Annotated in this window: 22 protein-coding genes; 9 read left to right on the plus strand and 13 right to left on the minus strand. The window is 50.4% G+C overall.

Going from position 1 to position 20919, the window contains the following annotated elements; genetic code table 11:
* Positions 1-26 precede the first annotated feature (26 nt).
* The 8 genes from VPR01S_RS11080 to rplY all read right to left on the minus strand — a co-directional run bounded on the left by VPR01S_RS11080 (position 27) and on the right by rplY (position 4398).
* Positions 27-365, minus strand: a complete 339-nt coding sequence (locus VPR01S_RS11080) for a hypothetical protein (RefSeq protein ID WP_021705421.1) — start codon at positions 363-365, stop codon at positions 27-29.
* 16 nt (positions 366-381) lie between these two features.
* Positions 382-840 (minus strand): hypothetical protein, encoded by a 459-nt coding sequence (locus tag VPR01S_RS11085; protein ID WP_021705422.1) that lies wholly within the window; start codon positions 838-840, stop codon positions 382-384.
* A gap of 311 nt (positions 841-1151) precedes the next feature.
* Positions 1152-1430: a DUF4242 domain-containing protein gene (locus VPR01S_RS11090; protein WP_021705423.1), complete on the minus strand. Its 279-nt coding sequence runs from the start codon at positions 1428-1430 to the stop codon at positions 1152-1154.
* Positions 1431-1577: 147 nt separating this feature from the next.
* On the minus strand, positions 1578-2093 hold the full coding sequence (locus VPR01S_RS11095; RefSeq protein WP_021705424.1) for a P-loop NTPase family protein: 516 nt from the start codon (positions 2091-2093) through the stop codon (positions 1578-1580).
* Positions 2094-2291: 198 nt separating this feature from the next.
* Positions 2292-2705, minus strand: coding sequence for a GFA family protein (locus VPR01S_RS11100; protein ID WP_021705425.1), 414 nt, complete (start codon positions 2703-2705; stop codon positions 2292-2294).
* Between the two features lie 49 nt (positions 2706-2754).
* The gene (locus VPR01S_RS22325; RefSeq protein WP_021705426.1) at positions 2755-3150 is read right to left on the minus strand and encodes a GFA family protein; all 396 of its coding nucleotides are present in this window, start codon (positions 3148-3150) and stop codon (positions 2755-2757) included.
* A gap of 118 nt (positions 3151-3268) precedes the next feature.
* On the minus strand, positions 3269-3721 hold the full coding sequence (locus tag VPR01S_RS11105; protein ID WP_021705427.1) for an NUDIX hydrolase: 453 nt from the start codon (positions 3719-3721) through the stop codon (positions 3269-3271).
* Between the two features lie 398 nt (positions 3722-4119).
* Positions 4120-4398 carry a 50S ribosomal protein L25 gene (gene rplY / locus VPR01S_RS11110; protein ID WP_021705428.1) on the minus strand — a complete coding sequence of 93 codons (279 nt, stop codon included), beginning with the start codon at positions 4396-4398 and terminating at the stop codon, positions 4120-4122.
* Positions 4399-4798: 400 nt separating this feature from the next.
* Between rplY and VPR01S_RS11115 the strand changes: the two genes are divergently transcribed.
* Together VPR01S_RS11115 and VPR01S_RS11120 are read left to right on the plus strand one after the other, a co-directional pair.
* Complete coding sequence (locus tag VPR01S_RS11115; protein WP_021705429.1) at positions 4799-5530, plus strand: glycosyltransferase family 2 protein; 732 nt, start codon at positions 4799-4801, stop codon at positions 5528-5530.
* 14 nt (positions 5531-5544) lie between these two features.
* A complete protein-coding gene (locus VPR01S_RS11120; RefSeq protein ID WP_021705430.1) occupies positions 5545-6147 on the plus strand; it encodes a DedA family protein in 603 nt (200 codons plus the stop codon).
* Positions 6148-6172: 25 nt separating this feature from the next.
* On the opposite strand, the gene VPR01S_RS11125 is transcribed toward VPR01S_RS11120, so the two are convergent.
* From VPR01S_RS11125 to radD, 4 genes are all read right to left on the minus strand, one after another.
* Positions 6173-7519: an ATP-binding protein gene (locus VPR01S_RS11125; RefSeq protein ID WP_021705431.1), complete on the minus strand. Its 1347-nt coding sequence runs from the start codon at positions 7517-7519 to the stop codon at positions 6173-6175.
* Complete coding sequence (locus VPR01S_RS11130) at positions 7509-8168, minus strand: response regulator transcription factor (RefSeq protein WP_021705432.1); 660 nt, start codon at positions 8166-8168, stop codon at positions 7509-7511. Before VPR01S_RS11130 ends, VPR01S_RS11125 begins: the two co-directional genes overlap by 11 nt.
* A gap of 12 nt (positions 8169-8180) precedes the next feature.
* Positions 8181-8540, minus strand: coding sequence for a PepSY domain-containing protein (locus VPR01S_RS11135; RefSeq protein WP_425585317.1), 360 nt, complete (start codon positions 8538-8540; stop codon positions 8181-8183).
* 107 nt (positions 8541-8647) lie between these two features.
* On the minus strand, positions 8648-10390 hold the full coding sequence (gene radD / locus VPR01S_RS11140) for a DNA repair helicase RadD (protein ID WP_021705434.1): 1743 nt from the start codon (positions 10388-10390) through the stop codon (positions 8648-8650).
* 82 nt (positions 10391-10472) lie between these two features.
* Between radD and rsuA the strand changes: the two genes are divergently transcribed.
* The 3 genes from rsuA (at position 10473) to VPR01S_RS11155 (ending at position 13366) form a co-directional block, all read left to right on the plus strand.
* Entirely contained in the window at positions 10473-11174 is a 702-nt protein-coding gene (gene rsuA / locus VPR01S_RS11145) for a 16S rRNA pseudouridine(516) synthase RsuA (RefSeq protein ID WP_021705435.1), read from the plus strand.
* Positions 11175-11501: 327 nt separating this feature from the next.
* Positions 11502-12707: a Bcr/CflA family multidrug efflux MFS transporter gene (locus VPR01S_RS11150; RefSeq protein ID WP_021705436.1), complete on the plus strand. Its 1206-nt coding sequence runs from the start codon at positions 11502-11504 to the stop codon at positions 12705-12707.
* A complete protein-coding gene (locus VPR01S_RS11155; RefSeq protein ID WP_021705437.1) occupies positions 12707-13366 on the plus strand; it encodes a DUF2913 family protein in 660 nt (219 codons plus the stop codon). The genes VPR01S_RS11150 and VPR01S_RS11155 overlap by 1 nt, the downstream gene beginning before the upstream one ends.
* A 38-nt stretch (positions 13367-13404) precedes the next feature.
* On the opposite strand, the gene VPR01S_RS11160 is transcribed toward VPR01S_RS11155, so the two are convergent.
* The gene (locus VPR01S_RS11160) at positions 13405-14835 is read right to left on the minus strand and encodes a DUF2867 domain-containing protein (protein WP_021705438.1); all 1431 of its coding nucleotides are present in this window, start codon (positions 14833-14835) and stop codon (positions 13405-13407) included.
* 98 nt (positions 14836-14933) lie between these two features.
* Here VPR01S_RS11160 and VPR01S_RS11165 point away from each other — a divergent pair, with 98 nt between their 5' ends.
* The 4 genes from VPR01S_RS11165 to VPR01S_RS11180 all read left to right on the plus strand — a co-directional run bounded on the left by VPR01S_RS11165 (position 14934) and on the right by VPR01S_RS11180 (position 20672).
* A complete protein-coding gene (locus tag VPR01S_RS11165; RefSeq protein WP_021705439.1) occupies positions 14934-16313 on the plus strand; it encodes an MATE family efflux transporter in 1380 nt (459 codons plus the stop codon).
* Between the two features lie 122 nt (positions 16314-16435).
* A complete protein-coding gene (locus VPR01S_RS11170; protein ID WP_021705440.1) occupies positions 16436-17107 on the plus strand; it encodes an ABC transporter ATP-binding protein in 672 nt (223 codons plus the stop codon).
* Positions 17088-19541, plus strand: a complete 2454-nt coding sequence (locus VPR01S_RS11175) for an ABC transporter permease (RefSeq protein WP_021705441.1) — start codon at positions 17088-17090, stop codon at positions 19539-19541. Before VPR01S_RS11170 ends, VPR01S_RS11175 begins: the two co-directional genes overlap by 20 nt.
* Positions 19542-20672 carry a lipocalin-like domain-containing protein gene (locus tag VPR01S_RS11180; RefSeq protein WP_021705442.1) on the plus strand — a complete coding sequence of 377 codons (1131 nt, stop codon included), beginning with the start codon at positions 19542-19544 and terminating at the stop codon, positions 20670-20672. It abuts the gene before it with no gap.
* Positions 20673-20919 lie beyond the last annotated feature (247 nt).

The raw sequence follows: 20919 nt of genomic DNA on the forward strand, positions 1-20919 counted from the left end.
GACGGAGTATCGGCCAAACGGCTGACTCAGATGAAATAGCCAGCAATGATCAGCGTACTGACCAAAGTCGACCCGACGATAATGGCGATCAGGGCATCCACAGCCATATGTTGATCACCGCGAGAGCGGTAGAGCCATAAGCCAAGCCCCACAAAAAGCAGGATGTCCAATAAGCCATGTGTCACCCAGTGGTGACCTGTGATGACTGCCAGAACATGATGCACACTCTCGCTGCTTTCCTTAATCACCACAAGCAGCGCACTAAATACGCTGGTTAACGCGTAGGAAAGACCGAATGCAGCGGAAAACGCACCGACGTGATCGGCTTTCGATGTTTTTTCTTGATTTGCGTGTTCGTCAGACATGATTGCGATCCTTCTGTTAGGTGGCGAGTAAGGCGGCTTTGACACCCATGGTGATCACCGCGCCCGAGCCTTCCATCGCCAGCGTGAGGATGATGATGAGAGCCGATGTCCAAAGGGTTAACTTCCTTTTAGACGAGTGGCTGGACGTGTCACAAAGCGACATCATAGGCAGGAAGGTAGAGAGCAATAACAACATCAGAAACAGATGCTCTTTGGTTTCCATGACAAAGGAGTGCGCAAACGACCAGGGGCCTGCTTTGATCAGTGCTTTGTCACCGCCGTAGTGAACCACATACCAATATCCACCCGCGACATAGGCTAGCCACATGAATACCGCGACCAGTGAACTTGACGTTTTGATTCGCGATGAGCTTGCATCTGAAGAGTTCAATGTATCGACGAAAACCCACACCGCAGCAATCAGTGCGAGAATCCCGAACATCGGATGCAACATAAGTATGAGTTCTTTGGACATATCACGCTCCTTTGTGACTATCCGGTGTGGTAGCCATACACAACTTGATTACCAACTTAATACCCTTAAAATTTAGCAGGGTATTGGCGGTGTTCAACGATTTGAGCGTATATAAATCAGAATATCAGTTGGACTTATTTGACATGGTAGTCATTTTATTGATTTTAATCAGAAGCTTACCTTGATATTTTTCTGTATTTTGGCAGGGTATGACTAACGGGTCAGGGGCGGAGCAGGCAAGGTGATAGCAAACGCTTTACCTCGATGCGTTGCATCACCTTGAACGGTACCTGTACTACCTATTGCGGGTATTAAGCGGATTCTGCTGCGGTAGGGTCTATTACGGACTTGACTTCGTTGACCTGATTTACCGGGAACTCACCCATTTCTGCGTGTTTTCGAATCAGAGATTCATCTTCAGAAATGAAAATGCAGTAAATCTTATTGGGCGTGACGAAGGTTTCCAGCCACTGAATCTTCGGCCCTAACGTTTCGAGTACACTGCATGATTTTTGCGAAATACCTTTCAGTTCTTCGGCTGAGAGATCTCCCGCTCCTTCAACTTCTCTTTCAATCACGAATTTAGGCATAACGGCCTCCTTAGGTTCACGTAAAGTTTAGTTCAAAAGTCTTGGTTGACTGCTGTAAGGTTGGATTCACGGGTAGCGAAAATGAGACAGCGGCGATGAAGAATGAGGAACGCGGCACATTATGACGGCGTTTGATGATTGCGGCGGTTATGCTGTGTGCCGCTTTATAAATTGCTTTAGTTCAGACACGGACCGGATCACATGCAAGGACTTGTCGACTGACAATTTCTCGAGGTTGAACATAAATTCATGATTCCAGAATGCCGGGCAACGCTTCAGTGTTTTGTAACTTTGCCATGTGCCTTTCACGACAGAACTTCCCTCTGGCCAACCTTCGGGTTTGACGAATAGCCCTTTCAGTAGTCGCTTTGTGACCAGCCAGTAACTGGTTAGATAGGGCAGATCAATGTAAACCAGCGTATCTGCAGACTCCAGCCGTTGATGAAAGGATGCCAAGGGTCCGAAGCCATCAATGATCCAGTAGTCAGATGTGAGTATGGCGTCGTGGACTTGGTCGAACGTTTGTCGATCGATCTGCTCCCCATTTTTCTGATAGACGATGGAGTCCAACTGGTGCAATGGAATGCCGGTTGAGTGTGCGAGCGCTTTGCTCAACGTCGATTTTCCACTCCCTGGTTTTCCGAAAACTGCAATTCTCTTCATATTACCTCCTTTTGATCTCGTATACCCAGAGGCAGAAACAACAAACCCACCTCTTTAGGTGGGTTTGCGAACTTTACCGCGCGTCAGAACTCCCACCATTCCTACGGAATGATGATAATTCGAACGGTTGGCTGAGTAAGATTTGTTTTCATATATCCATCGTCGTTTGTTGGCGCTGGGTTGTCAAACCCTTAACATTCAGTGGTCTGAAGGAGTGTCTGGCTTGCGTTGACTGTATTGAACAAGCTTATCACTGATTGTGTACCAACTCGCTTTCGAGTCGACAAAAATATGATACTGAGGGGTGATCCCAGGATCGCCTTCAACGGTACCCAGAGTGATGCTGGTGATCTGGCCATTGTCCATGCCAGCTAAAGTGGCGCCACACACTCGACAGAAACACCACCCGCCACCATTGGCTGTTTCATAGCACTCTACCAGTTCACTCCCGCTTAACCAGGTAAAATTACTGGGTGTGACACTCGCGTATGTCGCGAAGGCTGAACCGTGTTGGCGTCGGCACATCGAACAATGGCAATGACTGGCATTGTGTAACGGGCCATTGATCTGATAACGCACCTGTTCACACAAACATTTGCCTGTGACTTTCATGTCGATACCCTCTGCTTATGGCGCCGCTGAAGCCACGAGGTTGTTACCGTTAGAACTCTGGGTGTTGGCAAAACTGCTTCGCTGAATCGCCGATTGTTAACCAACTTGGCTTTTCAGCTACAAACTCGTGGAACGAGTTCTCAAGCGCAATCTCATCATCAATGCAGTTGGCCACAATCGGGAATGAGTCACTTGTCGATAGTACTTCACCCAAAGCGGACCCGCACACTGAACAAAAACATCGATCGTACTGATAGGGCGGTTCGGCCTTGTAGGTTGTAATCTTGTCCAGACCCCGCGTGATGTGAAAGGATTCTGACTTTACAAACACCAAGGTGCTTGCACCAACTTTCCGACATCGTGTGCAATGGCATGTTCCCATCATCGTTGGGGTATCGCTCAGCTCAAATTGAACAGCGCCACAGCAGCAACTTCCTTTTATCATTTTAATTCTCCCAGCCTTGAAATCATATTAAGCGCGGATTGATCTGCGTCGTTGCTACAAATACTAGAACTAATTACTGTATAAATCAACAGTAAGTCATGACGAGGAAATGCGCTTGTCAGTCGAGAGGGATGCGGTAGAGTTCACTGACGGGCTGATGCACAAAGTAAGCCCAAATATGTTCAAACACCTGATGTTGACTTGGAAATGGAGCTAGTGCTTTCGCTTCTGCTAACGTACACCACCTGAACTCTGTGTGTTCATCATTGAGCTTAACGGCTTGGTTCGCTTCACATAACACGACAAAAACAGGAATAAGCTCGATTACATTGGCATCCGATTCATAGAACTGTTCGATGTATTGAGCGTTGTAAAGGGACGATACGTTTATCTGGGTTTCTTCCCGAAACTCGCGGACAATCGCTTGCCATCCGGTCTCGCCTTCTTCAATTGAGCCTGCGACGTGACACCAATAGTCACCTTTAACTCTTTTCATCAGTAGCAGCTTCGTGACACCATCCACTTCGGATAATGCTACGCCTGAGACAACGGAGGTCTTAATTGGGCTCATGGTCGGTACCTGTACGAATGGATTGTTTAATAATCTGGACAGTATTGTATATAAAGATAACCATATTCACTCAAACAAGTCTCTCTGCTCTCCCTTAGTACAAAAAACCAGTCATTTAAGAGATGGTTTTGAAGGGGTATGGCTAAGCAGATCCTGTTAAAAAGACAAAAGATCCAAGTACTGTATAACTACACCCTAACTACACCCATAGATTGGTGGGTTATTTTAAGTGGTTGTTTTAGGTGGATATATTGGGTTCTTTTAGGCTTTAGAAAGGCGACAGCCCGATGTTGGTAGCATCGGGCTGTCTAATTTTTAGATCTCTCGGTTGGTAAGGCCGATAATCTGATATATGCAAAAGGCTGGATTAAATCCGATAAATTCTCTGGTAAGGAGACTTAGATGCGGATGAAGTCCATGTGCTCAACTTTTGGCTTGAAAGCGTGACGTTGAACGTCTTGTGGCTTAACTTTCACTTCTGCGCCATCGATAAGCAGAACGATGCCTTCGTAGAACTCAGGCTTGTCCATTTGGTTCATGATGTCGTCGTGGTTCAGAGCGATAGATACTGGCGCAGCCTCACCACCGTAAACGATAGCAGGGAATTGACCAGCGTGACGTAGGCGGCGGCTCGCACCTTTACCTAGCTCAGTACGTACTACTGCTTCAAATTTCATAGTAATTACTCTCAAAAAAGTATTAAAAAACGTGTCATTGCTGCAATGCGACCTTGCTGCAATGGTTAGGCTCCAAAACATAACGAAACGTTACTGTCAGAACGAGCGCGGATACTACCATTGTATCCATTTCTGAGCAATAGATTTAGGGGCTATTCGACCGGGGTTCAGTGAATTAATCAGCGTTTGCTGCTTAATGCATCAAGTCACGCGGAGGTCACCTGAAGATAGCCTCTGATTATACCGTGTATTGTGTGAAATATCGCATCGTGAAGGCTAACAGGCATGCCAAAGTGATGGGTTGTATTGAAGCTGAATCGAATCTGAATGATATCCTCACGCGGGATTAAGCCTGCGATGAGTAAGCTGATTATACACTCACAGCAACTAAGGAGAGATGATGCAACCGATAAGTATAGTCGTCATCACTTTGAATGAAGAGAAACGTATTGGCCGCTTATTGGAGGATCTGAGCAAGCAGTCCTATCGTCAGTTTGAAGTGATTCTGGTGGACTCCAACAGCGATGACGCCACCTGCGATATGGCTCGAGCATATGGGCAGAGCTTGCCTTCATTGACCGTGCACCGCATGGACGATCGTGGTGTGAGCCTGGGGCGCAATACCGGCGCGGAATTAGCACGGCATGAGCGGTTGTTGTTTCTGGATGCAGATGTGCGTCTGCCGGTTAACTTTCTCGCCAATGCGCTCAGTGAGCTGGAATCGCGTAAGCTAGAGGTGGCGGGCGTCTACATGGGGGCGAATGGCCTGCCACTGATGCACAAAGTCGGCTATGGCCTGTTCAATGCCGGCCTGTTTATTACCCAATTTGCATTTCCGACAGCGGTGGGGGCGTGTATTTTTTCAACCCGCCGAGCGCATCAGGAAGTAGGAGGATTTGATGAACGCATTACGCTGTGTGAGGACTGTGATTACGCTCGCCGAGCGGGAAGAACCTGGCGTTTTCGCTTTATCAAAATGACGTTTGGGTTTGATCCTCGACGTCTTGACCAGGAAGGCCTTTTCCGGATGGGGTGGTTTTATCTGAAAGCCAATGTGCGTCGGTTATTTTTCGGAGAAATGCGTAACAATGAGATGGAGTATCGCTTTGGTCATTACCGAGAACAAAACTAACGCCGTAGGTGCAGATGTTTAGCGCTGTTGGGTTGTTCTTCGGTGCGTTTCTTGATGCGTTGATTGGACCGAACCTGTTTGTACCCGGTGAGCCGTTTTTGCTGGCCGCCGGGTATCAATGGTATCAAGGCACACCGCTTGCAGTGATTTGGGTATTGCTTGGCGGCTTCTTTGGTGATCAACTCAGCTATTGGATAGGGCGTATCTCTGGTCGGCGAGTTCAGTCTAAGCTGATCCGTTGGCAGCCTGGAGTGAGGCGGCCTATCGCACGTTGCCGAAAGCTGATGAGAGATAAAGGCCATGCGGTGCTGATGGTGGCCCGTTTGCTGGGGCCTGTCGCTTGGGTGGTGCCCTTTATCGCCGGCACACAGCAAATGCGCTGGCGGCGTTTTTCTTTATTTGCCACGGTTGGGTTGATACTCGGAGTGGGGCAATTTGTCTTGTGGGGATACGCATTAGCAGCCGGGTTACCTTTGTTGCCGTACTCCGATTCGGTGATTCGTTACCTACAGACGCACAGCGGTTGGTTTTCAGGAGCAGCCGGACTCAGCCTGGTAATAGGGTACGGCACTTATGTTTGGTGGCGTGCTCAACCTCAGGCTGAGACAAGACGATAAAACCAGAGCGCAGGCTCCGGTTTAATCAGTGGGCTTTTTTGATGGTCAGAACCGTTTTCAGGCCGCCCATGCTGCTGCGTTCGAGCTCCAGTTTGCCACGATAACTGTGAGCCATTTCGCTGACAATGTTCAGTCCAAGACCGGTGCCTGGTGTCTTCTCGTCCAGACGCACGCCACGTTCAATCGCTTTGTGCAGGTCGCATTCTGCAATCCCCGGACCATCGTCTTCAAGGCAGAGGCGAACATCGCCTTTGTCGGCTGAGGGCTCAGCATGCACCCGGACCAGAGAATTGGCCCATTTGTAGCTGTTTTCCAGTACGTTGCCGATCATTTCATCCAGATCGGCAGAATCTACAGCCACTTCGAGATCGGAGTCGAGTTCGTTGACCACGACGATACCTCGATGCGCGTACACCTTGTCGAATGCGAGCGAAATAAAGTCGACGCGCTCCGCCGGCTTGGTTTTAACCGACAGAATGTTCATCGAACCAGCCATCCGAGCCCGACCAAGATGGTAATCGATTTGGTTCTGAATCTGTTCGACGGGCGCCAGCAGGCGACTTTTTTCGTCACTTTGCATAATACCAATTTCATTACGCAGCACTGACAACGGCGTTTTCAGTGCATGGGATAAGTTACCGGCGTGATTACGGGCGCGAGCAAGCAAGTCCTGATAGTGAAACAGCAGCGCATTAAGATCCGAGACCAGAGGTGATACCTCGCGCGGATAGTTGTAGCTTAGTGCGTCTTTATTGCCATCTTTCAGTTCCGCGAGCTCCTTCTGCATCTTGGTTAATGGCCGCAATGACCAGCTGACCTGCACGCCGATCAAAATCAAAACCCCGGTAAACAGCATGCCGAGGATGATCCATAGCTGCCCGGTAATACGCTTCACTGCGCTACCGATAGGTGCTTCATCGACGCCAACCATCACCCGGATGGGTTCGGAAAACTCAGGTAAATACAGGGTTTGAGTGATGGTAATCAAAGGCTCTTCGCGTGCGCCTTTGATCACCAGAACCGGCCCCCGTTTTTCAGCGGTGATGTTTTTGTCCCACAGTGAGCGAGAGCGCAGCGTTTGTTTGTCACTCTGAATGGTCCAGTACAAGCCGCTGTATGGCTGGCTAAAACGAGGGTCAGACAAGCGTGCCGACAGATCAAGCCGGTTGTTGCGGTCGGTTTCAATATTGGCCGCGATTTCATCCATTGACAGATGGAGCTGAGATTTTGCGTCACTGACGAGGTAGTCTTTTACCAGTAGCGGAATACCGATACCGGCGGCCAGTATCATGGCCGACAGCCACAACGCCGCCGCGAGTAGCAGACGGCTTTTGAGACTGAGGCGTTTAATGTAACTGGCTTTATCCGGCATTGAGCTGATATCCCAGGCCTCTGACGGTCTTTATGATGTTCGGTGCTATTTTTTTGCGGATCCGCCCGATAAAAACTTCAATGGTATTAGAGTCACGGTCAAAATCTTGTTTGTAGATGTGCTCAACCAGCTCGGTGCGCGAGATGACTTTGTCTGGGTTGTGCATGAAGTAGGCGACCACTTTGTACTCGAGTGCGGTAAGACTGATGGCCTGTCCCTGCCACATGACTTTCGAAGTGCGGGTATCCAGGCTGAGGTCCCCCATTTGCATGATGGGGGAGGCGTTACCGGATGCCCGGCGTAATTGCGCTCGCAGGCGGGCCACCAACTCGACCATTTCAAACGGCTTGGTCAGATAATCATCGGCGCCGGCGTTCAGACCTTCCACCCGTTGCGACAGTGTGTCCCGGGCACTGAGAATGATCACCGGAGTGTTGATGTTTTCATCGCGAATGCCTTTCAGTACCGTCAGGCCATCCAGTTTAGGCAGGCCAAGATCGAGTACGATGCCATCCCAGTCCTCAGAGGTTGCCCGGTAGAGTGCATCAATCCCATCCTGGGACAGCTCCGGAACCCAGCCGTTTTGTTCAAGTAATTCAATAATCTGCTCGCCAAGACGTGGCTCATCTTCCACTACCAGTATTTTCATTGTTGTTCTTCTCTATTTTTTGATGACATCGTGCAGGTTGCGTCCTTTGATCTCAATCATTTCGAGCGTGGTGGCGTTGTATTCCACTTTAATAATGTTGTTATCATGCACCAGTTTGAGTTCATAAATCCATTGATCGTCGTCTTCTTCCAACTCAACCTTGATCAAGCGGCCATTGAGTTGCTGATCGACGGTTTTGTACAGAGCAGAAAACGGCTGGATCAGCCCTTGTTGTACCGCATCGAAGACTTCATCCTGATCTTCGTCGAACTCGATCCGAGCCCCTTCTTTATAGGCGTCTTGAACCAGGGCATGACCGTTTTGTGTGTCGTCCGCCGCTATTGCCAACTGCAGCGTGCTGCCGGCAAGCATGATAAGTAACAATGTTTTCAATCGTTTATTCAACATATTCGGACCTGTTGTTTGACTCTTTCCTCAGTATAAGTGAGCTGAGATGAATGGAAAGTGAATCACAGCACTCAGCGATTTTGCAGCTCATCTTCAAAAATCTTGTCTCTCAGTTTCCAGAAACGGCCAACTTTGCGCGCAATGACAAATTGCGGAGGACGAAAACGGTGTTGATGGGCCACCACTTTTGTTGGTGAGGCTTCATCAAACGGCCGGTGTTTGTCGGCCAGATGCGGGCGGACAAACTGATCTTTAAACGTTTGTTTCTGCTTTTTCGTGCTCAGCGACCAGAACTCGTGTACCTGAGCCTGATTGTCTCCGTGATAAGTGATGCGCAGTTGCGATTTGCCATTGGCGTCTTTATGAACTGACATGTCCATCTCCGCACACTCAAACACCAGTGCATCTTTGAGATTCAGTGCTTCTTTCAGTTTTTTGTCCGGGTCCACTAATGTCGCGTCACATTCGTGACAAATTCGGGCGGCAATGTCGTTGTCTGCGCCACACTGGCCGCAGTATTTGGCGCGGAAGCGATAATCACAATGTTCACGTTCTCCGGTTTCGTCATCAGTAAAAAAGCCTTGACATTTGCGGCCGAAGTGTTCAATCAGGAATCCGTTGCTGTCGAGCTTGCCCCAGAAATTGTTATTGAAGCCGCAGGCGGGGCACGGAATGGTGATGATTTCGCTGTCGGAATCTGGCTTCGGATTGCCCACTTCCGGTTGATACAAATCGTAGCTGTTGCCCGCGTAATCCAATACCAGGCACTCTTTTTTTCCCGGGGAAAGACGCAGGCCACGGCCGACGATCTGCTGATAAAGGCTGACCGACTCGGTTGGACGCAGGATGGCAATCAGGTCGACGTGCGGGGCATCAAAGCCGGTGGTCAAGACCGAGACGTTGACCAGATATTTAATTTCGCGCTGTTTAAATCGCTGGATGATATCGTCCCGCTCCGGGGTGGGCGTGTCGCCTATCACAATAGCCGCTTCACCGTCTGGTAATAGAGTGTAGATCTCCTGCGCATGTCGCACGGTGGCTGCGAAAATCATAATGCCCTGACGATCGGCAGCCATGTGAATGATCTGATCAACGATTTGTGGCGTGGCACGTTTTGACTGCTCGATCACCATATCCAGCTCCGATTCTTTATAACGTCCGGTACTGGCGGGTTTCAATTTCGAGAAATCGTAGCTCAGTACTGGCGCATCGATCATGCGGGCCGGGGTCAGGAAACCTTCGTCCAGCAAGTAGCGAATGGGAAGTTCAAAGACACAGTCGCGGAAGAAACGTGCTTCGTCGCTGCGTACCTGGCCTCGGGTGTGGTACTGATATATCCAGCCGATACCAAGGCGATAGGGGGTGGCGGTCAGACCGAGCACCTTGATGCCGGGGTTCAGTTCGCTTAAATGGGCGATCACCTTCTGATAGCTGCTGTTTTTGTCTTCTGGCACTCGGTGGCATTCATCGATCACTAGTAGCGAAAACTGGTTTTTGAATTCATCCAGGTTACGCACGACGGACTGTACGGAGGCGAAGACCACTTGTTGGTCGGTTTCCTTACGGCCAAGCCCGGCGGAAAAGACTGCCCCTTTAAGGCCGTAACCTTCGTATTTGGCGTGGTTTTGTTCAACCAGTTCCTTGACGTGTGCCAGCACCAGAACCCGGCCTTTGGCTAGGCGGGCTAATTCGGCAATGACCAGGCTTTTGCCGGCACCAGTCGGCAGTACAATGACCGCAGGTGTAGTGTGTTGACGGAAATAGTGGACAACGGCCTTGACGGAGTCGGCCTGATAGGGGCGTAAGGTATACATCTGAATTGTGAAATCGATCAACTAATCTGGCAATGAAGTAGGTTGGGTATATAATACCTGACCCTGACTAGATGAGGTATTCATGCGTTTAGATAAATTTCTGTGTGAGGCATTAGGTGCAACACGCAACGAAGCGACCAAAATCCTGAAAAGCGGCGAAGTGACAGTGAACGAGGTGGTGCAAAAGAGCGGTTCTGTCAAAGTTACTGAATCGTGCGTGGTCGAGTGGCAGGACAGAGAGTTGCGAGTCCATGGGCCGCGCTACATCATGTTGTTTAAACCGGATGGCTATGTCTGTTCGCATGAAGACGGATTCAACCACACAGCGTTTGTTCTGCTCGATGAAGTGAAGATGGATACCTTGCACTTTGCTGGCCGTCTGGATGTGGATACGACGGGGCTGGTGTTGATCACCGACGACGGGAAATGGTCTCACCGTATTACGTCCCCCAAGCATAAATGTGAAAAAACATACCGCGTGTGGCTCGCAGATCCGATTGGTGCTGATTACGCGGCGCAGTTTGTTGAGGGAATTCAACTACGTAATGAACGTGAGCTGACTTTGCCGGCACAGATGGAGATTGTGGACGCGGATGAAAAAGAAGTGCTGCTGACCATCACTGAAGGGAAATACCATCAGGTGAAACGCATGTTCGCGGCGCTGGGCAATAAAGTTGAGCACCTACATCGTGAACGTATTGGTGCCATTGAACTTGACGACACTCTCGAACCGGGTGAGTACCGCTATCTGACCGAGGAAGAAGTGGCGTCTGTGTGGAAATAGTATTCCATCTTGGAAATAGTTTATTTCCTATTTGGAACTAGTATTTCCCTTGCAATTCCCGGAACATACGATATCCAGATCACAAATATACCACTACTTATGGATTGAGTTGTTGGTATTGCTGTCCTTTCATCCGCCATGCCTTTCCTCTGTTTCTGGCGGATGAACGACAATCCGAGTCTAATTTACCGTTTAAATTCACAACTTCAGCAGAAGTGGTGAATTGAGTACACCTTTTTATCTGCTCTGGGTTGTCATCATTCACTGTATTCTGTTTGGTTGCGGTTGGGAAAACTGCAGCAAAATTGGCCACCGAGTGGGAGATTTATGTCAGAAAAAACCGCACAAACACAAAGTACACCGCACATCAGTTTTCTCTTGTTTGTTGTTTTGGGCGCTATCGGAGCGTTAACACCGCTAGCGATCGATATGTACTTACCGGCCATGCCGGAAATTGCTCGCGATCTCGGTGTGACAGCGGGTGAGGTGCAAATCACCTTAACCGCTTACACTGCAGGTTTTGCGATTGGTCAGTTGATCCACGGGCCACTGGCCGACAGTTATGGTCGCAAGCCGGTGTTGTTTCTCGGAGTGCTGTTCTTTGGTATTGCAGCGTTTGTCAGTGCAGCGACCAACGATATTGATGCGTTGACCTACGTGCGGACTGCACAGGGTTTTGCTGGCGCGGCGGCGGCCGTTATTATTCAGGCGGTGGTGCGTGACATGTTTGACCGCGAGGATTTTGCCCGCGCCATGTCGTTCGTCACTCTGGTGATCACAATTGCGCCGCTGGTGGCACCGATGATTGGTGGACATCTGGCGGTTTGGTTTGGCTGGCGTTCTATTTTCTGGGTACTGGTCGCGTTCGCGGTTGTTGTCATGGCGCTGGTACTGTGGATGATTCCGGAGACGTTACCGGTGGAGAAGCGCCAACCATTGCGTCTTGGCAGTACACTGCGCAACTATGCCCGTCTGCTGCGAAACCCGGTGGCAATGGGACTGATGCTCTCCGGTGGTTTCTCCTTTGCTGGCATGTTTGCGTTCCTCACTGCCGGATCGTTTGTCTATATTGATATCTATGGTGTGACACCGAACCAGTTTGGTTACCTGTTTGGCCTTAATATTGTGGCGATGATTGTCATGACCAGCATCAACGGCCGGTTGGTGAAACGAGTGGGGTCACACAACATGCTACGTTTTGGCTTGACGGTGCAGTTGATCGCCGGGATTGGGCTGTTTACCGGTTGGGTACTGGATCTCGGATTGTGGGGCACCGTGCCGTTCGTGGTGATGTTCATCGGGACACTGTCGACCATCGGCAGTAATTCAATGGGCCTGCTTCTGAGTGGTTATCCATACATGGCGGGCACGGCTTCCTCATTGGCGGGGACGTTACGTTTTGGCACTGGTTCACTGATTGGTGCCGTGGTGGCGGCGATGCCAAGTGGTTATGTTTGGCCAATGATCTTGATGATGAGCGTATGTTCAGTATTATCTGCGGGTTTCTACTGGACTTTGGGAAGAAAAGCATAGTGTCGAATTACTCAACAGAAATCCAAAACCTGGTCAACAGTGCGCTGGCTGACATGGCGGCAGAGCACAAAGCCGGCAAGCTGGCGGATGCGCCGGTCGCCAATAATCATTATCTGGTGCGCTGGGTGACGCGAGCGCTGAAAACCCAGCGTTTTCCGCGTTGTGTCGGTAATGACCTGACGCGTTGGCAAAAGGCCGGACGTTCAAAAGGGAACGAGGCTGGGCTTCTTTTCTTGTTTAAACGCATCTCGGCGTTCTACGCCCGCTGTTTTGCGCAGGGGGGAAAAAAGATCCTCGACAGCGATGTGGAGGCGTTTCTCGATCGGATGGAAACCGCCGGTTGGGAAGTGTCGACCTCAGAGCCGTTGATAAACAAAGGTAAAGTACAGATATTTACCGAAGGCCAGAATTCTTTGGCCCTGTGCGCGGATCAATGTGACAGCTGTTTTGATGGTGACACGCTGGTGAAACCGATGAGCTGGTTTGTGCGCGGTAATCACGCTGATTTTATCGAGCAGGCGACCGATGCGGGGTTCATGGTGCATAAAGTCACGGACTATAAATCCAACGTGAAGTATCACGGGGAATACCTGATTTACCCGGGGAACCAGGGCGAACAACTGGCGGAAATCCCGCTGTCGTTCCAAGCCGACACGTAATACAAGCGCCCGCTCACAGATGAGCGGGCTTTTTTATGTCACGCCTGGCGTGTTTTTCGCACAATGGCATTAACCATGCCTTTAAAAATAAACAGATGTGCGGGTAACATGGCGAACCAGTAGAGCAAACCGGGAAAGCCTTGTGGGTGCCACCAGGCCGTAATGTTCAGTTCGCGTGTCGTGCCGTGATCGATGATCGTGCACTCCAATCGGCCAAGTCCCGGACCTTTCATACCAAACAACAACGACAGGAAATGCTGCTCTTCACAACGGATGACTTTCCAGGAGTCGATGTAATCGCCAACCTTTAACCCAGGGCCTGGCGGAGAACGTCTGACTGGCGTACCGCCACCAAAGAAGATATCCAGCCATTCCCGTGTGCGCCATAGTGGATTGGCAAAAAAGTAACCTTCTTCGCGGCTGCCGATTTTCTGGATCACCTGCCACAGTTGCGCTGGGGTGGCGGTCGTGGTGATGGTGTCGCCTGCTTGTTTGGGGTAGTAGCCAAACCCGGGCTGCCAGCGTTGCAATGCGGCAGGGTCAAACCCCCACACGTTGCTGCGAACGAATTTACCTTCGGTGGCGAGAGTGTTCTCCACCATGGTTCGGTAATCGATCAGCGTTTGCGGGTACTTTTCACGGATGGCACGGCCATCCGTGACGTAATCGTGTTCAATACCCGCCAGCAGTGCTTTACCAATGTTCGATGGTACCGAAGTGATCATCGCCAGCCAGTAGGAAGCAACGTTTGGTGTCAGCAAGCGGGTTGACCACAGACGAAGTGGTTTGTGAATCGCCTGACAAATGATTCGAAACTGCTCGCGGTAGGTCAGGGTATCCGGGCCCCCCGCTTCATAAATGATGTTGCCCGTTGGCGCTTCTTTCGCCAGTTCGAGTAAATAATGATTGAGATTGCTCAGAGCGATAGGGTTGGCCTGAGAGTCCACCCATTTGGGGGCGATCATGAGTGGCAGGTTGTAGGCAAAGTCACGCATGATTTCAAACGCCGCAGAGCCTGGCCCGACGATCACGCCAGCCCGAAGTTCGGTTACTGGAATCTGGCTCTGGCGTAGGATCTCTCCGGTTTTCAGCCGGGCTTGAAGGTGCTGGGAGTGGCCGTGTTTCGGTTGTAATGCACTCAAATAAATCAGGTGTGTGACCTGACTGCCGCGCAGGGCGTCGCGCACGTGTTCGGCGAGTGACATTTCGTATTCTACAAAATCGTGCCCTTCAGCCATCCCGTGCACCAGAAAATAGACCAGATCAAACTGTGGCACGAGAGCTTGGGTGGCGCTGGCGTCTTCTAAGTCGAGAAATTGAAGGTGCAGATTCGGATGCGGTTGTGTTCTGCCCCGCAAATAGTCGATATGGCGCGCCGATGCCGTGACGTTGTAACCTTGCTCAAGCAGGTAGGGCAAAAGCTGAGAGCCGACGTATCCAGATGCTCCAAGTACCAATACGTTTTTCATCCGCCTCGTCCCTATTTTATGTGGTTAAAACAAACTCAATAATCGTATAATAGCCGCTCAACTTTTTCTCAGCTATCAATAGTTTGTACTGGAGTCATATGGTGGCGTTGCTTTCTCAGGTTTTGTCTCATACCCGTGGGGACTTTATTCGCCGTCTGATGGCGATCGCGCTGCCGATCACCTTGCAGAGTATTATGTTCTCAAGCCGAGGGCTGGTGGACGTACTGATGTTGGGTCAATTAGGAGAGTCTGAGATTGCGGCGGTGGGCGTGGCAGCCCGGGCAACTTTTGTCACCACGATCATGTTGGTGGGTGTGACCACGGGAGGGGCGCTGTTGACGGCGCAATACTGGGGCGCGTCTAACCGTCAGGGCGTGCGGGAGAGTACCGCCCTGACGTGGTTGGTGAGTATGTTGTTTGCATTGCTGACAGTGGTGCTTTTCGTGGCTTTTCCAAATCAGATCATGGCCTTAACGACTGACTCAATACAGGTCAACGCGCTGGGCAGTCAGTATCTGGTGATCACTTCGGTCAGTATGTGTTCGGTCGCCTGCGTCGCCAGTATGGCGGTGGGGTTGCGCGCCATGCATAAGCCCGGGATCAGTACTTTCTTTAGCGGCATCGGGATAGTGTCGAACGTATTTTTCAACTGGGTGCTGATATTCGGCAATCTTGGCGCGCCGGCCATGGGCATTCAGGGAGCGGCGATCGCGACCGTACTCAGTGGCGCAATCGAAGTCGCGACATTGTACGGATACCTCTATGCCAAACAACACTTGCTGGCTTTTTATGCTGAGGACATTAAAGCGATCCTCACCTGGGACAAGGTTGTGCGCTTTCTTAAACTGTCGATGCCGACAACCTTCAACTTTCTGGCGTGGGCGGGTGGGTTGTTTGCTTATCATGCCATCATGGGCCAGTCTGGTGTTCAGGGTTTGGCGGCGCTGTCTGTGATGACGCCAGTAGAGTCAATTTCTCTGAGTCTGTTGATTGGCATGTCGAATGCCGCAGCAGTATTAACCGGAAACCAAATTGGTGCGAAGCGCTATGAGGAAGTCTATTACCAAGTGCTGGGCCTGACGCTGTTGAGTGTCCTGGTTGGTCTGAGTGTGGCGTTGCTGCTGTATATTGCCCAAGGGGCGATTCTGGATGCGTTCAGTGCACTGACACCAGAGACGCGCGCATTGTCGGAGCAGTTTATCGTCATTTTATGTGTTGGCATCGTCTTACGCTCGGTGCCCATGACGGTCATTGTTGGGGTACTCAGAGCTGGGGGCGATGTGAAGTTTTGTCTCGGACAGGATCTGATTGCTCAATGGCTGATTGGTATTCCTTTGGCTGCGTTTGCGGCGATATCGCTGGGCTGGCCGCCGGAGACCATCTATATCCTGTTTCTCACCGAAGAAGTGGTGAAATGGGGCGGATCACTGTATCGCATGAAAAGCCGTAAGTGGATTCGCAATCTGATTGAGAATTAATCATAAATTTGTGACATTGAGCAAATAAATGCATATTCTGTGATCCAGTATCCAAAACGCTTCCTACCTGCGATGAATTAGTGTAGATTCTCAATCCAGTTTCCATATCCGTTGAGAGAATAATGTTACAGCTAACAGACCTGTGTAAAGGCTACGTCGATGGCGGGGAGTTTCACCCGGTATTACAAGGTGCGGATCTGTTACTGAAACAAGGTGATCAAGTGGCGTTGATGGGCGAAAGCGGCTCAGGAAAAAGTACGTTACTGAATCTGATCGCGGGCTTGGATACGGTCGATTCCGGTGCAATCAGTTTCCCGGATTTTGCTATGCATCAAGTCAAAGAAAGCCTGCGTACTGCTTACCGTCGTAATAATATTGGCCTTATTTTTCAACAGTTTAATTTGCTACCTACGCTGAACGTGGCCGACAATATTCGTTTCTGCCGTCAGTTAAAAGGTCTGCCTGATGATCAGGGGTTGTGGCGTCAAATTTTATCGGCACTGGATTTGATGCCGTTGCTCGGACGCTATCCGGAAGAAGTTTCCGGAGGGCAGCAGCAACGAGCGGCGATTGCCAGAGCGCTGTATATGGAACCCAAAATTCTGTTGGCCGATGAACCCACAGGTAGCCTGGATGAGCGTAACGCAGAAGCGGTGATGCGCTTACTGACGTCATTGACTCGCCAGTTGGAATGCACACTGCTGTTGGTGACGCACAGTGAAAAAGTGGCCGAACACATGGAAGGCTGTATTCGTCTCCAGGGAGGACAGTTGCATGTTGTGGCCCGTAGTTAAAGCGCTACTTGGTCATTACCGACGTTATCCGTTTCAAATCCTGCTGGTCTGGCTTGGTCTGACCTTAGGGGTATCTCTTCTGGTTGGTGTTACTTCTATTAATCATCATGCCCGTGAAGCTTACGAGCATGGTGAACGTCTTTTTGCCAATCCTCTTCCTTACCGAATCCGGCCTAAACACCTAACCAACAAAATTCCGCAAGGCTTTTATATTCAACTGCGGCGCGAAGGGTTCAATCAGTGTGTGCCATTTGAAAACACCAAAGTCACTTTGGCCAACGGCAATGATCTGACCCTGGTTGGGCTCGACCCAGTCGCGATGCTGCAATTTCAGTCGGGTGTGCAACTCAAAGATCTGGACGCGCTCAAATTAATGCGTCCCCCGTATCCGTTGATGGTCAGTGATGAACTCGCCAGCCATATGCGTTGGAAGAGTGGGGACATGATCCCGCTCCAAGACGGGAGTCGTTTGGGGCCAGTAGTGATCGATCATGATGATATCATCAATGGTACGCGGGTCGTGGCCGATATTTCTCTGCTGCGTATGTTGGAGAAAAGCTCAGGATTTTCGGTGATTGCATGTGGCAATATGCCGGATGAAAAATTACAGCAGCTAAAACAAGGGCTACCCAATGGCATGGTGTTGGCTCGTAACTCCCGCGCAGAGCTGGAGTCGCTGACCAAAGCGTTCCATTCCAACCTCAGTGCTATGGGAATGTTGTCGTTTGTAGTGGGGCTATTCATTTTCTACCAGGCTATGTCGCTGTCGTTCACTCAGCGCCAGCCTTTGGTCGGTATATTGCGCCAGACCGGTGTTTCCGGCTGGCAACTGGCGAAAGCGTTGCTGATTGAACTGTTTGCATTGGTGCTGATCAGCTGGCTGTGCGGAAACTTATTTGGTATGGTGCTGGCTAATCAGTTGATTCCATCGGTGTCGTCCAGTTTGGGCGATCTGTATGACGCGAATGTCGGCCTGGATGTGGAGTGGAGTTGGCAAGCGAGCGGTTATAGTCTGCTGATGGCGGTATTGGGTGCCTTACTGGCATGCGCGTGGCCTTTAGTTCGTCTGCTGCGCGCCCAACCGATTCGGTTAACGACTCGGTTGTCGCTGGTGCGTTTTGCTGGTGTGGAATTCACGGTTCAAGCGTTGATTGCCTGCGCTTTGTGCGTTGCTGCTGTCGCTGTGTATCAAGCGCCTCAGACCCAATCTTCCGGTTTTGCGATCATCATTTTCATGTTGCTCAGTGTGGCGCTGTTCACTCCGTTTTTGATCTGGCGAGCTTTTGTCAGTTTCTCTTATACGATGCGTTGGGTGAAAGTGCGCTGGTTCTTTGCCGATGCGGCGGCCAGCATGAGTTATCGCGGCGTGGCCACCATGGGGTTCATGTTGGCTATGGCCGCCAATATCGGTGTAGAAACTATGGTCGGCAGCTTTCGCGATACCACCGATCGCTGGCTGACTCAGCGACTCGCAGCCGACATCTACATTTACCCAAACTCCAACGGTGCACCGCGAATGAGCAACTGGCTCAGTAAGCAACCGGAAGTGCAGGATGTGTGGTGGCGCTGGGAGAAAGAAGTTCCTACCAGCAGCGGCCCACTTCAGGTTGTGAGCACAGGCGCGTCAGAAGGCGAACTGGCGTCCCTGACGGTAAAGCTGGGTATTCCGAATTACTGGTATCATCTGCATCGTTCAAAAGGAGTGATGGTCAGTGAATCCATGGCGCTGAAAATGAATATTCGTCCAGGAGATACGATTAACCTTTATGGTCCGCTTGGCAAAGGCTGGCAGGTTGTGGGGGTCTATTACGACTATGGTAACCCATACAATCAAGTGCTGATCTCCCATCGCAACTGGCTAGCTGCGTTTGCCGGTGGTGGAAATGTGGCGCTCGGGGTGGTGATCAAAGATGGTGTGCCGCACGCTGACTTAAAACGCCGTCTGGAGTCTGTCTTCCGGTTGAACCCAGAGCGGATATTCGATAATGGCAATATTCACAGTCAGGCGATGAAGGTGTTTGACCGGACTTTCGCCATCGCTGATACGCTCGGTAACATCACGTTGGTGATTGCTGTGTTCGGTATTTTCTTTGCCACCTTGGCAGGGGAAACATCTCGGCAGCGTCACGTGTCTTTGCTGCGCTGTCTGGGGATGTCGGGCAAAGAACTGATTCTGATGGGGTGTTTGCAGTTGTTTGTTTTTGGCGCCATCTCGATACTGATTGCCATGCCGCTTGGATTAGCACTGGCGAGTTTGGTGGTGGATATCATCATTAAGCAGTCTTTTGGCTGGACGCTGGAACTGCAGTTTATTCCAGAGGCGTATCTTCAGTCGATCAGTCTGGCGATGCTGGCGCTGATGGTGGCTGGCGCAGTGCCGGTTCTGAGAATGGTGCGTAACACACCGATGAAGTCGTTAAGGGATGCCCTGTAAATGACGAAACGAATCTTTGTGTCCAAAATTTTGGTACTGCTGGTGGTGATGGCGTTGGTAGGTTCGTGCGGTTATCTCGCGTATCGTCAGTGGGCGCCTGAATGGCAAAAGGCGATTCAGCAACAAGCCGAACAACCGAATCCGTTTTTGACCCAACCCAAGGATGTTTTTGATCCTGTACTGCCGGGTAATCCGGTTAAGCTGCCACAGGATTTCGCTTTTCATGAAGGCTATCAACATGAATGGTGGCACTATTTTGCCAATGTCGAAGATCGTAAAGGCAACCCGTATGGGATCCAGTGGACGGTCATTCGTGTCGCCAGTGATGACAGTGAACGTTCGGGCTGGCAAAGCCCGCAATTATACATTGTGCAGACTGTGATTACGGGGCAGGGGAAAATCTGGCGCGAGCAACGCTTCGCCCGTGGTGGCATCGGTCAGGCGGGAATGTTGAGTCAGCCTTTCAGATTATGGATCGACAATTGGTCTTGGCGCTCTCTTGGCACCACACCATTTCCTGGCAGTCTTGCCATTGATACCGATACATTTTCAATCAGTCTGGCCAACGTCGCCAAAGGGCCATTTGTATTGCCCGGTGAGAGAGGCTACCAGGTTAAACATGAGTTAATGCCTTTGGCGTCTTACGCGATCATGGCACCATTTGTACAAGTTAAAGGCACGTTGACTCTGGGCAATGGCTCACCATTCAACGTCAAAGGCACCGCTTGGCTGAGTAAAGAGTGGGGCAATAACCTGCTCAATACGGACCGATCCGGTTGGGATTGGTTTGTCGTTAATCTGGACGAGGAAAGCACCTTGTCGGTCAACCGTTTCCGACATCAGAATCAGGCACCTCAGCTTTCGGCCACTCTGATGCGAAATGATGGGAAAGTGGTGGTATTGGAGGAGAATCAGATCAAGATGCGTGCGTTGCAGCCTCTTGATTCCATAGATGGGAAGAGTTTGCCGCTGCAATGGCAGATTACCATACCCAGCCAGCACATTAATCTCACTACCAGTGCGCTGAATATCGGAGACTGGCAACCTTTTGCAGTGTCGTACTGGCAAGGGCCAATCAGAGCGATTGGCAGCCACAAAGCGAAGGGCTTCATGCAGCTTTCTGGTTATTGATTTATGCATCTTGGTGAAAAAAACGCTGGTTTGGCTTTGACGGCTGACCAGCGTTTTTTTAACCTTGTCTTAAGCGTTTAGCAATCAAATGCATATTATCTATACTGACCATATTACTATTACGGAAAATACGCTGTTAATTGAACTTTGTATCGGAAATTCCGAAGTTAAAGCTCCAAACAAGCGATTTTTCGATCATTCCGTCAGTCGATACACTCAGTATATTGTTTGTTAATCATTTATTAAC

The organism is Vibrio proteolyticus NBRC 13287 (assembly GCF_000467125.1).
Taxonomy (GTDB): Bacteria; Pseudomonadota; Gammaproteobacteria; order Enterobacterales; family Vibrionaceae; genus Vibrio; species Vibrio proteolyticus.